Below are 15,199 nucleotides of genomic sequence, written 5' to 3'. Positions count from 1 at the left end.
GCGCCACAAAACAGCCGGCTCCCTTAATTGCCGCGGAACCCTTAAGTGCGCCCTCACCTGGCCCGACTCCTTAAGTGCGCCCGTTACTGGGGTTTGGCATGCTCCTCACCAAGAGGTGGGCACGGGTGCGCCTTCGCGGTAGCCGGATGCTGATTGCAGGCCCACGATCGCGCGTTCTTGGAACTGTTCGATCGTGCGTGCACCCGCGTAGGTGAACGAAGACCGTACGCCAGAAACGATCTGGTCAATCAGGTCCTCCACCCCGGGGCGTTCTGGGTCAATGTACATGCGGGCCACCGAGATGCCCTCCTCAAATAGGGCTTTGCGGGCCCGATCAAAATCAGACTCGCCGGAAGTACGGCGCGTAACCGCGCGTTTAGAAGCCATCCCAAACGATTCCTTATACATGCGTTGGTGCGCGTCGAACTGCACGTCACCGGGCGACTCATAGGTGCCAGCGAACCACGAACCAATCATCACGTTAGACGCCCCCGCGGCCAACGCCAACGCCACGTCCCGCGGATGGCGCACACCCCCGTCAGCCCACACGTGCGCACCCAACTCTTTCGCGGCAGCCGCACACTCCAAAACTGCGGAGAACTGCGGGCGCCCAACCCCGGTCTGCATCCGCGTGGTGCACATCGCGCCCGGGCCCACCCCGACCTTAACGATCGACGCGCCCGCCTCAACTAAATCACGTACCCCAGGTGCGGCCACCACGTTCCCCGCTGCAATCGGGAACCCATCTGGCAGAGCGCTGCGCACCTGCCGTACCGCATCCATCATCTTCGACTGGTGGCCGTGCGCCGTGTCCACAACAATCACATCCACCCCAGCCTGCACTAGCTCCACTGCGCGCTGCGCGGGGTTGCGGTTCATCCCGATTGCCGCGCCGATCCGCAACTGGTTCTGCGCATCCACCGCAGGTTTGTAAATCGTGGAACGCAACGCTCCCTGCCGGGTTAGTAATCCCACCAGCTCACCGGCCTTATTCACCACGGGCGCCAGTTTGCGGTGCTCGGATTTCAACTGGTCAAACGCCTCCACCGGGTCAATGCCCTCGGGTAACGTCATCAGTTTCGTAGTCATCACTTCACGCACCTGCGTGAACCGGTCCACGTCCATCACATCAGACATGTCCACCATGCCCACCGGCACGTTCGTCTCCGGGTTCACCACCACCGCGGCCCCGTGGGAGCGTTTCGGCATCAAGCCCAGCGCATACCCGCACGTGTGATGCGGTTTCACCACCACGGGCGTGTCGTATACCAGGTGGCTGGCTTTCACCTCAGAAACCGTGGAAACCACCACGTCCAACGGAATGTCTTGCGGAATAATCGCAATCCCCCCGCGGCGCGCCACCGTCTCTGCCATCCGTTTACCCGAAATCGCCGTCATATTGGCAACCACCAGGGGAATGGTGGTGCCCGTCCCATCACTCGTAGTCAGGTCCACGCGGCGGCGCGAACCCACGTCAGAACGCGACGGCACCATGAACACGTCGTCGTACGTCAGATCGAATGAGGGCAAAAGATTATTGAGGAACTTCACACGCCAAGCCTACCCAAAAACCACGCGGTTTGAAGCAACTCACAGGGGCGCGTGGTTACATAGCGCCTACACGCTAGTGGTGGCGCGTTGAACCACCTGAGGGCTAGGCATTACCCGGTGTTGATCTTCACCAGAATCCATCGCATCGATCAGCACTTGTGCACTCGCGCGCCCCAGGGCCTCAGGATCACGCGACAACGTGGAAATAGAAGGGGAGAAAACCCGGCACAATACCGAATCTTCCCAACTAAACACGCCAACATCAGCGGGAATCGCTTTGCCTTGCGACAAAAGATAGTTAACACCGCCCAATGTGAGCATCTCGTTATCGTAAATAATCACGTCCACTTCCGGATGGCGTTCCACAATCATGCGGGTAATCGCTGCGCCCGAATCCTCCGTGTAATCGGAGTTGAACGCGTACGCCTGCTCCAACCCCAAATCGCGCGCCTTATCTAGAAACGCTTTCTTCCGCACCGTCGTGTGTGTAAACGTTTCAATCCCAGAAACGTAGGCGGGAAAGCGGAAACCTTGCGCGAACACGTGGTTCACTACCGCATGCATCGCCAGCGCGTCGTCCACAGAAATCGACGACCCCGCGCCCTGATCGTGCCCCACCGACACGGAAGCCAGGCCCAGGTCTTTCACAATCTGCGGGCGGGGATCATTATCCTTGAGGTCCACCAGCACCACGCCCCCAACCCGGTGGTTTGAGGCCCACTGCTTATAAATCTCCACTTCTTGCGCAATGGTTTGCGCCAGGCGGAACACGAGGGGGCGGGAGGATTCCGCGAACACTTCCGCTAGGCCGCACAGGAATGGGAAGTAGAACCCTTCGTCGCGCACCGTTTGAGGTGGGCGGGTGAGGACGATGCCGAGCGCATCTGTTTTCCGTAGCGACAACGCTTTCGCCGCCGGGTCTGGTTGCCACCCTAAATCGTTGGCGATATTGATGATGCGGGTGCGAGTGGCCTCCGAAACCCCAGGTTTGCCGTTCAGCGCAAAACTAACGGCACCGGGGGACACGCCGGCCTCCTGAGCAATATCGCGGATAGTCAACCTAGACATAAATCTATGTTACCTCAATCACTAAAGGTGTTCAGTTATTTGAAATAACTGCGCGTTAAGCCTTGACAAACTCCACTATAGCGGTTTAGTTTATTTAGTGGAAGTGGCAAGGAGGCAACATGCACGACAATCATCATCTGTTTGAAGCTCGCGCAAAGCGCACGCTCGTTGAACGTATCCGCCCCGCGCAGTTCACAAAACTCGCAGATGTGAACGTGTCCGCATGGAACGTAACACAAGACCCAACCCGGCCTGGTCAGGGCGAACCAGTGTCCTTTGAAACCGCTATAAAAGCTACTTACGAGCCGTTCGAAATCGGACAGACGTGGGGCCCAGCTTGGGGAACCACTTGGTTCAAGCTGGAGGGGAGCGCTCCTAAAACCAATCAAACCGTGGAGTTACACGTTGATCTAGGGTGGGAAGACCACTCGCCCGGCTTCCAGTCTGAGGGTCTTGTTTACACCCCGGATGGGCAGATCGTTAAAGCTGTTAATCCGCGTAACACGTGGATTCCACTTACTGCGGGGGAAGATTTTTGTTTCTACATTGAGGCCGCGGCAAACCCCTTGCTGCTGGGAATCCCGCCGTTTGAACCCACACAGTTAGGCCGCAAAACCACGAGCCCAGCTGAGCACATCTACAAGGTGGCGGGCGCGCAAGTGGTGGAGGTCAACGACCAGGTGAGGGGCTTGGCGTTCGACATTGAAATCCTGTCTGAACTTGCCCAAACCTACAGTGATGACGACGCGTTGCGGCTGCGTTTCGCCCAGGTCGTCAACCAAGCCTTGGACGCGGTGGATCTAGATGATATTAAGGGGAGCGCACCCGCGGCCCGCCGCGTCCTTGAACCCGTGCTGGCTGACCACGCTAGTAAACACGCTCACCACCTAACGGCAGTGGGGCATGCTCACATTGACTCCGCGTGGTTGTGGCCGGTGCGTGAAACCCGGCGCAAAGTTGCCCGCACAATCTCTAACGTGCTGCGCCTGCTCGACGACGGACATGAAATGATTTTCGCGCTCCCAGCTGCCCAACACGTGGCCTGGCTCGAAGAGGATCACCCCGAACTGTTCGCCCGCCTCAAGAAGTGGGTAGAAAAAGGCAAGATTGTGCCCGTTGGAGGCATGTGGGTGGAGCCCGACGCGATGCTTCCCAGTGGGGAATCACTGTGCCGGCAACTCCTACTGGGGCAAGAGTATTTTGAAAACAAACTCGGGGTCCGCTGTGATGGCGTGTGGCTGCCAGACTCATTCGGATACTCTGCCGCACTACCGCAGATCGCTAAACTCGGGGGCGCCAAATGGTTCCTCACGCAGAAAATTTCTTGGAACCAAACGGATGTATTTCCGCACCATACCCTGCAGTGGGAAGGCATTGACGGCACCCGCCTGTTCACTCACTTCCCACCGGTCGACACCTACGGGGCAGAGATTAGCCCCGAGCAGGTGCGGCATGCGGAAACGAATTTTAAAGATAAAGCACAGGCGTCAAGCTCACTGCTGCCATACGGTTACGGTGACGGCGGCGGTGGGCCAACCCGGGACATGCTTGAGCAGGCAGAGCGGATGGAGGACCTGTACGGCGCGCCCACGATCGCGCATGAAACCCCGGACGCGTTCTTTGCCCGCGCGATGGCTGAGCGGCAGGACGTGCCCGTGTGGGTGGGGGAGCTGTACTTGGAACTGCACCGCGGTACCCTCACCTCGCAGGCAAATACCAAACTAGGTAACCGGCAGGCAGAGGCTGCGTTACGAGAAGCGGAACTGTGGGCCACGCTGGCTGCGCTTGAAGGCCGCTTCGAATACCCGTACGAGCAGTTGCTGAAACTGTGGGAGAACACGCTGTTACTGCAGTTCCACGACATCCTCCCCGGATCGTCAATCGGGTGGGTGCACGAGGAAGCCGAGCGCGACCACGCGGCCGTGGTAGCTGCCGCCGGAAAGATCGCTGCCGAAGCGTGCGCAGCGCTCGCGGATGGGCAAGACCTTTTCTTCAATGCCGCTGCGGTACCCACCCAGGGGGTGGGAGCGTTCGCCGCGGGGGTTCCTGAACACGTGGCACCGACCAAACTTGAAACCGTGGATGGTGGTTGGAAGCTTGCTAACGACGCGGTGACAGTGCGCATCGGCGCGGATGGTTTGGTGGAATCGCTGCGCGGCGCGGATGGGCGCGAAGTGGTGCCCCCGGGGGAGCGGCTGGGCCGGTTGAACCTGTACCAAGACTTCCCGAACATGTGGGACGCGTGGGATTTGGACGAGTTCTACAAGGCGAGTGAGCGCACGCTGGTGGCTGACCGGGTTGAAGCCCGCGGTGATCGCGTGGTGGCGCACTACCGGACGAGTAAGTCCAGTTTCACCGTTACCTACGCCCTGCCTGAGGGAGAGGCGGCACTGGAGGTCACGGTGGATGCTAACTGGCAGGAAACCGAGAAGCTGTTGAAGTTGCAGTTCCCGGTGGATGTGCACACGGATCAGGCGGCGTATGAAACACAAATGGGGTACTTGACCCGTCCGATTAACGAGAACACCACGTGGGAGTCCAATAAGTTTGAGGTTGCTGCGCACCGGTGGGTGCACGTGGCTGAGACCGGTTTTGGAGTGGGGATTGCTAATGAGGCCACCTACGGCTGGTCGCATTCCCGGCATGTTCGCGAGGGCGGGGGTACGTACGTGACGCTTGGAGCGTCTTTGCTGCGCGCCGCTATTTACCCCGATCCGATTCAAGACCGCGGGCACCACACCCGCCACTTCCGCATTTTCCCAGGTGCGGGCTTGAGGGACACGGTTGCTCGAACGCAACGCATGGACGCCCCGCTGCGCCACATCACGGCTGATGTGGTCGCTGATCGGGCCATTGATCGAACTGGTGGTTCGGCCACCGACTCTGCCGTGCGTACTTCTGCCGCGAGCAGTTCGGCCGCTGATTCGACCACCCCAAAGGGCGAGCGGGCGGTACCGACGTTCATTGAGGCTGCGGATGGCTTTGTGGTGGAGACCGTGAAGCTTGCGCAAGACCGCAGTGGGGACGTGATTATCCGCGGGTACGAACCGGTGGGAGCGCGGGTGAATGCGCGGATCCAGTTCGACCGGCCCGTAACTGTGAGTGCGGTGGACGTGCTGGAATCCGCGGACACGCACGTGACGCTCCCAAGTGTGGTGACGGAAAATAACGAAACCCACTTCGAGCTCGCCCCATTCCAGATTGTGACTTTGCGAGTAAAGGCGTAAGCGATGAAGGTCGGTGTTAACTACGTGCCGCGCAGCGGCTGGTTCTACTCTTGGTTGGATTTTGATTCCGATGAGGCTGCGCGCGACTTCGATGCGATCGCTCAGCTTGGTTTGGACCACGTGCGCGTGTTTCCGCTGTGGCCAGTTTTGCAGCCGAACGCAAGTCACATTCGCGCTCAGGCGGTGGAGGATGTGCGCACCCTCGCGCAGCTGGCGACACAGCGGGGGTTGACCGTGAGTGTGGACGTGCTGCAGGGCCACATGTCGTCGTTCGACTTCTTACCCGCGTGGACGCAAAGTTGGCATCAGAGCAACATTTTCACTGACCCCACGGTGGTGCAGGCACAGGCGGCACTGGTGCGGGCGCTGGCGGAAGCGCTGCGGGACGTCGATGGTACAACGGGGCTTTCGCTCGGTAACGAAATCGTGCAGTTCGCGGCTGCACGCCACCCAGTGCGGCACAAGTTGACGACCCAGCAGGCGGGCGCGTGGCTCACCCAGCTGCTCAGCACCGCTGACGAGTACTGGCCGGCGGGGCAGCACTCGTTCTCGTTCGACGACGACTTAGTGTTTGAACCCACCCAGCCGTTCACACCGCGGCACGCGTTGGAATGCGGGGATATCACCACAGTGCATTCGTGGGTGTTCGGCAAAATCGGCCAGCACTACGGTAAAGACCACCCGCGATTAGTGTTGCTAGCCCGCTACCTGCTGGAGCTCATGCGCGCCTGGCAGACGGAGTTGGGACAGGTTAAACCCCTGTGGCTGCAAGAAATTGGCGCGCCCCTGAACTACCTGAGCGCCAAGAACGCTCCCGCTTTTGTGTCGCGCACACTGTCGCACGTGGCGGCGGTACCTGGGGTGGAGGCCGTCACCTGGTGGTGTTCGCACGACGTGCATCGCAGCCTCACGGGGTTCCCTGCCGTTGAGTACGATTTGGGTTTATTTGATTCTGAGGGAAACGTGAAACCCGTTGGACAAGCGCTTTCCCAGTGGATTGGAAACCAAGCTCAGCAGCCTGAAATCCCGAATCAAGCTTGGCAACCTGAGACCCCGGGCCAGGCTCCGCAACCAGAAGCCGCGGGACAAACTCCTCAACCTGAGGCCCCGGGCCAGGCTCCTCAACCTCAAGAACCTGGGGCGGACCCGATTGCGATTCCCAGTGTTGATCACGAGGATGCGCGCGTTCTGGTGCGGCCCAGCGGGCAAATATTTGAGCAGTGGGCGCAGGCCATTGAACGCGGCGCCCCCCGCGTTCTGCAAGTAACGAAAAACTCGATATAGCTATTGCGTTAGGAAACCTAAGTAAGGAAACCATAAGAAAGGAAGATCCCATGCGATCCATAGCAAAGAAGCTCGTGGCGCTCGCTTGTGCCGGCGGTTTAACCCTCGGCATGACGGCATGCACTGGCGGGTCCAGCACCAGCAACGAGGGTGGGGGTGAAAAGAACGCAGCTGCAGGTGAAGTGGACGGTGACATCACGCTACAAACCTGGTCGCTCAAGAACGACAAGTTCACCCCGTACTTTGAAAAACTCGTTAAAGACTTCGAGAAAGAAAACCCGAAAGTCAAAGTTAAGTGGATGGACCAGCCTGGCGACGGGTACGAAGATAAGCTCCTTCAGCAAGCTAACGCAGATGAGCTTCCCGACGTGGTGAACATTCCCCCAGAGTTCGGCCTGCCTCTAGCTAAAGCCGGTAAACTCATGGACCTAAAGTCCGCAGAGAACAACGACCTCGACAAGTACGTTAAAGGCGGGGTGGAAGCCTACCAGTACCCCGGGGTCGAAGGCTCGTACGGCTACCCGTGGTACCTTGGGGTTTCGTTCAATTACTGGAACAAGGATTTGCTGAAGAAAGCGGGTATTGACAAGGCCCCAGCGAACGAAGAGGAGTTCCTGGCGGACGCGCAGAAAGCAGCCGAGAAGGGTGTGGCCATGGTGTCGCAAGCTCCCTCAATCGGAACACTGTCTGCCCGCGGCGTTAAAGTGTGGGACCCAGATGCACGCAAGTTCACGTTCAACTCTGAAGACGGTGTAAAAATCGTTGAGGAATACGCGAAACTCTACCAGGCGGGCGCTATCCCAGCGGAACTAATCACCGCGGTAGATAAAGGCAACATCGGCAACGAAGCGTTCTACAAAGAAACGCTCGCCGGCATCCAATCCACTCCTTCGTTCGCGGACGACGTCGTAACCAACGCCCCCAGCTTGGAAGGCAAAGTGGAGGTAACCGAACCGTGGGAAACTCCGCAACTGCTGGTGCAGGGCGTGGCCGTGGCGAAGAACTCCAAGCATCCGGCGGCAGCGTTGGCGCTCGCGAAGTACCTCACGAATAACGAAAACCAAGTGGCGTTCGTGAAGATCGCTAAAGGGTTCATGCCCGGCACGCAAGAAGGTAACAAAGACGCTGCTAGCTTGCGGGACGGGTCAGAGACAGATCTGATGAAGCAGGCGCTGGACGTGTCCGGTAAAACCGTGCAGCGGGCAGAGCTGCTGACCCCTGTGGAAATGTCAGATGAAATGAAAACCGCGGTGCTGCAAGAAATTGCGTTAGCACTGCAGGGTAACAAGACCCCGAAGGAAGCTCTGGACAGCGCGGTGCAAAAGTGCAACGCGATGATCGAGCAGTAAAAATCGGGTAGATAATAAGGATCGGGTCATGAAAACACATCGTTGGTATACGCCCTACCTTTTGGCGGGGCCAGCTGTGCTCTGGGTCTTAGTGTTCTCGCTGTGGCCGTTCATTAACACCATCTTCCTCTCGTTCACGAATGCGCGGCCGCTGCGACCAGCTGAGTTCACGGGGTTGGAGAACTACGCGAACCTGTTTCATGACCCCCAGTTTGGGGCGGCACTCATCGTCTCGCTCGTGTACGTGGTCGTATGCGTGCCGCTCCTAACTTTCTTACCGCTACTGCTAGCCATGCTGGTGCAAAAGAAGATCCCTGGCATCGGGTTTTTCCGCACCACCTACTACTTCCCGGTGGTTGCGTCCGTGGTGGTTGTGGGCATTATTTGGGCGTGGATTTTTAACTCCCGCGGCATCGTCAATGAGGCCCTGCAGATGGCTGGGTTGGTGGATCAACCCATTAACTTCCTGGTGGACCGGTGGAAGTTGCTGTTGTGTTCCATTGCGTTAACAGTTTGGAAGGGGATGGGCTATTACATGGTCGTTTACTTGGCGGCACTAGCGAATTTGGGGCGTGAGGTTCAAGAGGCCGCGACGCTTGATGGTGCCTCTTGGTGGCGGCGTTTCACTTCGATCGTGATTCCGAGTGTTAAAGGCGCGATGGCTCTGGTGTCTGCCCTGGTGTGTGTGGCGGCCGTGAGGATTTTCTCTGAACTGTACGTGCTGTCGAATGGTACGGGTGGCCCCGGTGGGCTCGACCAGTCGATCGTGATGCTGATTAAACGGATCGGTTCGGGGTTGAACGGGAACTTGGGGTACGCATCCGCAATGTCGGTGGCCTTGTTCTTCTTAACAGTTGGCCCCCTGTTGTTTGTTGCGTACATGAACTATGGCGGTAAAGCCACGATTGAGAAGTGGCGGGAGGACCGTCAGAAGAAGAAGCGGGTCGGTGCGAAACTTGCGGCCCGTGAGGCTGACGCGCACCGCAGTGGCATAACTGCTGCGACCGGGAGTGTGGTTGTGCAGAAAGGTGGAAGGCAATGAGTGCGCAGGTGAAACCGGGGCGCGGTAAAGTGGCGCGGTTGAAGTGGTATCAGCGTGGTTCACTGCCGTATGAGCACGCGACCCCAACCCTGTTCATCGCCAAGTATGTGCTGCTGATCTTGCTGCTGATCTTAGCGGTGGGCCCGTTCGTGTGGCAGTTGTCTACCTCTTTTAAAGGGGCTGCGGAGGATATTTACCAGTTTCCACCGAACCTCATTCCAATTGAGCCAACGATGGCGAACTATGCGGAGGTTGCGCGGCGCGTTCCAATTTTGGATTACGGGTTGCATTCGGTGCTGGTGGCGGTGGCAACCGTTGTGTCGAACACGATTTTTGCAACCTTGGCGGGCTATGCAATTGCGTGTATGCAGTTTCGGTTTAAGAAAATTATTATTGGCATCTTCTTGTCTACCCTGCTGCTGCCGGGAGAAGTTACGCTAACCAGCCAGTACTTAACGGTTAAGGGCTTAGGGTTTGATAACTCCCTGGTGGGCGTGTGGTTACCGGGTGCGATCGGGGCGATGAACGTTCTGCTCATGGCGGTTTCGTGCCGGATGATCCCGAAGGATACTTTGGACGCCGCTACAATTGATGGTGCAAACACGTGGCAGCGGATCCGCTACGTGGTGTGGCCAAACGTGAGGGGCATGGTTTCAGTGGTGGCACTGTTCAGTTTTATTGGCGCATGGGACGATTTCTTGTGGCCACTGGTGGTGCTGAACGACCCGGCGAAGTACACCCTGACGGTGGGGATGCAGTACCTGCAGTCTAACTTCGGGTCCAACCCGCGCGTGGTGGCTGCTGGAACGGTGATTGCACTGATTCCTATCATTATTATTTTCTCAACCATGCAGCGGTTCTTCTTCCGCGGCGTTGAAGAAGGAGCTCTTAAAGGATAATGACACAACCAGAAAATCATATGCACGCAGACCATGCAGGCACCTCAAATGTGAACGACGCTGCTGACGCACACTCGCTTTCTACCACAGGCGTTGAGGGGAAAGGTGCTCTAAAGGGGATTCCATCGCAGCAGTGGCGGCATGTGCAGCGGGATGCGTTGGTGGAGTTTTCTAAGAATGCGCAGTTGCCCGGTGGTTTTGGGTATTTGGACGCGAACGGGAAGCATCAGGCTGACCACGGTGTAGAACTGTGGATTAATGGCCGGTTCACCCACGTGTATGCGTGCGAAGTGCTGCGTGGGAACGAGCAGGCGCGCGACCTGCTAGACCACGGTATTCACGCTCTGCTGCATTCGCTGCGGGACCCAGTTAACGACGGTTGGTTCGCGGCAGTAACAGCGAACGGGCAGGAACCGTTTACGGATGCGGATCGGGTTAAGCAGTCTTATTCGCATGCGTTCGTGGTGCTCGCCGCCGCTTCGGCATTGCAAGCAGGGCACCCTCAGGCACAAGAACTATTGGACGCGGCACTGGGGTTGACGGAGAAATACTGGTGGGAACCGCAGTTTGGGCGGGTGCGGGAGGCCGCTAACGAAGACTGGTCGGAGTTTGATTCTTACCGGGGGATTAATGCGAATATGCATACGGTGGAGTCTTTCTTAGCGGTTTACGATGCTACGGGGCAGCGGCGTTATTTGGATCGTGCGGTTGCGATTTGCCGGTTTGTGCTTGAGGGCGCGCGTGGTAACGACTGGCGGATTGTGGAGCATTATGCGCAGGATTGGACGCCGCAACCGGAGTATAACCGGGATAAGCCTGCGGACCCGTTCCGCCCGTTTGGTGCAACCGTGGGCCATGCTTTTGAGTGGGCGCGGTTAGCGCTGCAAGCTGCCGTTGTGTATTCGCGTTTAGGGGAAGACGTGGCTTGGGCACAGGACGCGTTCAACTTAATTCACGCGGGAGTTCAGGATGGTTGGGAAGTAGATGGTGCGCCTGGTTTTGTGTACACCACTGATTTTGAGGGACGTGCGGTAACGCATGAGCGGATGCACTGGGTGGTGTGCGAGGCGTTGAACGCAGCATACGTGGCACGCCACGCGCAGGCCGAGTGGGGGCTTGAAGTGGATCCTAAGTATGAGGAATGGGAAGCACAGTGGTGGCAGTACGCGGACAAGTACCTGATTACTGCACCGGGTAAGTGGCGCGAAGAACTGGATCAGAACAACGAACTGTCAGAAAAAACGTGGACAGGTATGCCGGAGATCTACCACGCCTACCAGGCCCTGGTACTGCCTGATGGGGACTACGCGGTTTCCTTCGCCGAGGCAGCGCACGCCTAAAGCTTCTTATACCCCCTAGTCTGAAATACGCTCAGACATTTTAGTTATGCTGAGGATTGAATAATAACTACCGTGACGTAGGTCTGAATTAGCATGTATGAGCCAAAGAAGGTGGGGGAGTGGACGAAGAGTTCGGTAACTTGAATGATGTAGAACGCAAAATTATGGAGACGGTTTCGGACCGCACTGGGGTTCGTCCGGAACGTTTCGCCGAGGAAGCTCATGAACGCGGGGTAGAATTATCCGATGTCGTAGACGACTATGAAACGATGGCCACGTATTACGAGTATGAAGAAGACTCCCTAATGTTCCCAGAGGATGACTTCTTCGGGTTTTTCTAGCCGCATGTAGGGCGAGCTAAACCCCGCTATTTCAACGAAACAACGGGGTTTTTGCGGAGATGGCGGGATTTGAACCCGCGAGGGGCGAACGCCCCAACCTCCTTAGCAGGGAGGCGCACTAGGCCACTATGCGACATCTCCAATGGGTAATAGCCTAACGGCCACACAAGATTCTACCAAACTGAACGCACGCAAAACGCCGTGCCATTAAGTGTGCTTAGTGTTACAGCCCGTTGATTTGGAAAAACCCATCGCAGGCAGCTAAAGTTAAACCCAGGTTGAAGCGGTCAACGGTAATTCCAGCCGCTCAAAACTGAGCGCTCGTAGCTCAACGGATAGAGCATCTGACTACGGATCAGAAGGTTGGGGGTTCGAATCCCTTCGAGCGCGCCCCATCTCCTTCTTGGTGAGACCCACCGGGAAGGAGATATTTTAATTTCCCTCCCAATTTCGCCACACCCGGACAGCCTCACCAGCGGCAGCGGCTAAGAACAGCAGTGGCTGAGAACTTGCGCACGGTCCGCGTACAAACCCTACAAGTAACGCCGCGCAACCGGCTTACAAGTAACGCCGCGCAACCAACTACAAGTAACGCCGAGCAACCGACTTACAAATAACGCCGCGCAACCGAAACGGTTTCGGCTCCGTAACCGCCACCAAAAAGATTAGCGTGCACAATCAACATGTGCAGCTGATGTAAACCAATCCGGGATTCCCACCCATCCGCAAGCGCAGACTCCTCGTTGTAACCCGCGTAAATATCCTCCAAATAACGTTGCCCAAACACACCCAGAGCAGCCAAATCAGACTCAGCATGCCCACCCTGCGCAGCCGGGTCAATCAGCACCCCCGTCACATCCGCCAACGCTGCGCCCTCACGCGAACCTAAACCCGCGCGCCGCGGCCCCTCAGGCAAATCCGCAGTCGCAGACCAAATCACATTCCCCGTCCACAAATCCCCATGAATCCGCGCCGCCGCAGTGCGCACCAAACCAGGTTGAGGACTATCAAACTCACCGTCGCGCAAACGCTCACACAAGCGTTCAACCACCGCCGCGCCCCGACCATCGATCGAACCATTATCCACAGCCGGCTTGAGGTTCGGCAAAATCCTATCGCGCGCCAAAAACGCCCCCCACGAATCCAAAGCCCGCTCCGCCGACGGATACGCCAGCTCACTGCGGCCCATCCACCCATTACCACTCCACCCCGCTGGCGGCTGACCAAAATAATCCGCGCCCACCGCATGCGTCACCGCCAGCGCCCGCCCAAATTGGCGTGCCGCCGCCCGCGTAACCGAACCGGCCCCAACCGCGCGCGTACGCAACTCACCGCGCTTCACACTCACCACCGGGACAACGTGTGCACCACCATACTCCTCACCTTCCGCCAGCCAGGTTAAACTAAACGCTTCCAGCTCAGTGTTAGTAGGATTGATACTGTCCGTTTTAATGTAAACATCATCGATTCTAGAAATACCCATGCAACTACCCTCTCACGCATAATGCTCTAATGAGCGTCCATGCGATAGGGTAACGGGGGAGCGAAGGAGGCATCATGGAAGAAACCGTAGAGCAAATAGAAGATTTGCTATCGCAAAGTATCACCGCGAAAAACGCGAAAGAGGTTTCCGCCCTAATAACCTCCCTGAGCATCCCAGAGCTCACCGCACTCGTGGAACGCATCCCGAAAGCCAAAGCGGCAGTGGTGCTGCGCCTGCTCGACCTAGACCGCGCCTCACGCCTATTCGAAACGCTCGACCCCGCACACCAAGCGGACCTCATCACGGCGCTGCGTACCGAAGAAGTACTCGAGTTCTTCGACGAACTAGACCCAGACGACCGAGTTTCCCTACTGGACGAACTACCACAATCCGTGGCGCGCAAACTGTTCTCCAACCTCACAAAACAAGAACGCGAATCCACCAGCAAACTACTCGGGTTCCCAAAAGACGTAATCGGCCGCCACATGTCTCCAGAAATCGTGGACATCCACGACGACATGACAGTCGGCGACGCGCTCGCAATCGTCCGGCACGTAGCAAACGACATGGAAACCATCTACACCCTGCCGGTAGTCGATAGGCAACGCAAACTCGTTGGCGTCACGTCACTGCGGGAACTATTTATGGCGGAATCATCAACCATAATTTCGGAACTCATGACAGAAGCCGTGCGCGCCCACGTTAACGACGACGCCGAAACTACAGCCCGCTGGTTCCTTCCCCTAGACCTACTAGCCATGCCGATAGTGGACAGTCAGGAACGCTACGTCGGCCTCCTAATGTGGGACGACGCCGCAGATATTGTTGAAGTTGAGGACACCGAAGACTCCGCGCGTTCAGGTGCGTCCGAACCATTGGGCCAACCCTACCTCGCGACCCCAGTGCTGCGGATCGTGCGGTCACGTATCGTGTGGCTACTGGTGCTGGCACTATCCGCAATCCTCACCGTGCACGTGCTCGACACGTTTGAATCCACACTCGACAAAGTCGTAACCTTAGCCCTGTTCATCCCCCTACTCACCGGTACGGGTGGGAACACCGGTAACCAAGCAGCCACCACCGTCACCCGTGCCCTCGCACTCGGAGACGTGGAGAAACGCGACGTTGTGCGCGTACTAGGCCGGGAAGTTCGCGTTGGCTTCACCCTCGGTGCCGTGCTTGGGGGAATCGGGTTCATCCTCGCCTCCCTCGTGTTCAACTACCAGATCGGCCTGGTGATCGGGCTGACACTGCTGTCCATCTGCACGATGGCTGCTTCCGTCGGTGGGGTAATGCCGATCATCGCCCGGGTAGTGGGTGCAGACCCCGCAGTGTTCTCCAACCCCTTCATCTCCACGTTCTGTGACGCCACCGGCCTGATCCTTTACTTCCTCATCGCCAAAACCGTACTCGGAATATAAGCAAACAGAAGGTGCTTGCACTGCCCACGCAAGTACCTCAAACGAAAATAAAACCGCCCCCATGGTTACATGTAGAACACACTGTGGGGGCGGGGTGTGTGCACGCCAACCATTAGGCGACGCGCCGGGCGTAAACGCAGAAATGTGATTTACGAATTTCCGCTTGTTCCATTTCTGCGAAGTCTGAGAAGATC

At 57.7% G+C, this 15,199-nt stretch carries 11 protein-coding genes and 2 tRNA genes; 9 read left to right on the top strand and 4 right to left on the bottom strand.

All coding sequences use genetic code 11. The annotated features are described in order from the left end of the window. Positions 1-105: 105 nt before the first annotated feature. Positions 106-1,551, bottom strand: a complete 1,446-nt coding sequence (locus tag QS713_RS01140) for a GuaB1 family IMP dehydrogenase-related protein (protein WP_313271762.1) — start codon at positions 1,549-1,551, stop codon at positions 106-108. 66 nt (positions 1,552-1,617) lie between these two features. Further along, a complete protein-coding gene (locus QS713_RS01135) occupies positions 1,618-2,619 on the bottom strand; it encodes a LacI family DNA-binding transcriptional regulator (protein WP_313271760.1) in 1,002 nt (333 codons plus the stop codon). Positions 2,620-2,738: 119 nt separating this feature from the next. Between QS713_RS01135 and QS713_RS01130 the strand changes: the two genes are divergently transcribed. From QS713_RS01130 to QS713_RS01100, 7 genes are all read left to right on the top strand, one after another. Continuing rightward, entirely contained in the window at positions 2,739-5,846 is a 3,108-nt protein-coding gene (locus QS713_RS01130; protein WP_313271759.1) for an alpha-mannosidase, read from the top strand. Positions 5,847-5,849: 3 nt separating this feature from the next. Then, positions 5,850-7,130 (top strand): hypothetical protein, encoded by a 1,281-nt coding sequence (locus QS713_RS01125; RefSeq protein ID WP_313271758.1) that lies wholly within the window; start codon positions 5,850-5,852, stop codon positions 7,128-7,130. 50 nt (positions 7,131-7,180) lie between these two features. Beyond that, positions 7,181-8,479 (top strand): extracellular solute-binding protein, encoded by a 1,299-nt coding sequence (locus tag QS713_RS01120; protein WP_313271756.1) that lies wholly within the window; start codon positions 7,181-7,183, stop codon positions 8,477-8,479. A 28-nt stretch (positions 8,480-8,507) separates the two neighbouring features. Then, on the top strand, positions 8,508-9,521 hold the full coding sequence (locus QS713_RS01115; protein ID WP_313271754.1) for a carbohydrate ABC transporter permease: 1,014 nt from the start codon (positions 8,508-8,510) through the stop codon (positions 9,519-9,521). Beyond that, entirely contained in the window at positions 9,518-10,420 is a 903-nt protein-coding gene (locus QS713_RS01110; protein WP_313271752.1) for a carbohydrate ABC transporter permease, read from the top strand. Before QS713_RS01115 ends, QS713_RS01110 begins: the two co-directional genes overlap by 4 nt. Next, positions 10,420-11,760 (top strand): AGE family epimerase/isomerase, encoded by a 1,341-nt coding sequence (locus QS713_RS01105; protein WP_313271751.1) that lies wholly within the window; start codon positions 10,420-10,422, stop codon positions 11,758-11,760. Before QS713_RS01110 ends, QS713_RS01105 begins: the two co-directional genes overlap by 1 nt. 119 nt (positions 11,761-11,879) lie before the next feature. Continuing rightward, on the top strand, positions 11,880-12,101 hold the full coding sequence (locus tag QS713_RS01100; RefSeq protein ID WP_313271749.1) for a hypothetical protein: 222 nt from the start codon (positions 11,880-11,882) through the stop codon (positions 12,099-12,101). Positions 12,102-12,155: 54 nt separating this feature from the next. Here QS713_RS01100 and QS713_RS01095 read toward each other — a convergent pair. Continuing rightward, a tRNA-Ser gene (locus QS713_RS01095) sits at positions 12,156-12,242 on the bottom strand. Between the two features lie 176 nt (positions 12,243-12,418). On the opposite strand from QS713_RS01095, the gene QS713_RS01090 reads away from it, so the two are divergent. Continuing rightward, positions 12,419-12,491, top strand: a tRNA-Arg gene (locus tag QS713_RS01090). A 217-nt stretch (positions 12,492-12,708) separates the two neighbouring features. On the opposite strand, the gene QS713_RS01085 is transcribed toward QS713_RS01090, so the two are convergent. Beyond that, positions 12,709-13,584 (bottom strand): fructosamine kinase family protein, encoded by an 876-nt coding sequence (locus QS713_RS01085; protein ID WP_313271746.1) that lies wholly within the window; start codon positions 13,582-13,584, stop codon positions 12,709-12,711. 74 nt (positions 13,585-13,658) lie between these two features. Here QS713_RS01085 and mgtE point away from each other — a divergent pair, with 74 nt between their 5' ends. Continuing rightward, positions 13,659-15,005: a magnesium transporter gene (gene mgtE, locus QS713_RS01080; RefSeq protein ID WP_313271744.1), complete on the top strand. Its 1,347-nt coding sequence runs from the start codon at positions 13,659-13,661 to the stop codon at positions 15,003-15,005. The last annotated feature ends 194 nt before the right edge of the window (positions 15,006-15,199 follow it).

Source organism: Gleimia hominis, assembly GCF_032085515.1.
Taxonomy (GTDB): Bacteria; Actinomycetota; Actinomycetes; order Actinomycetales; family Actinomycetaceae; genus Gleimia; species Gleimia hominis.
This window is presented reverse-complemented; position numbering and strand designations above follow the sequence as displayed.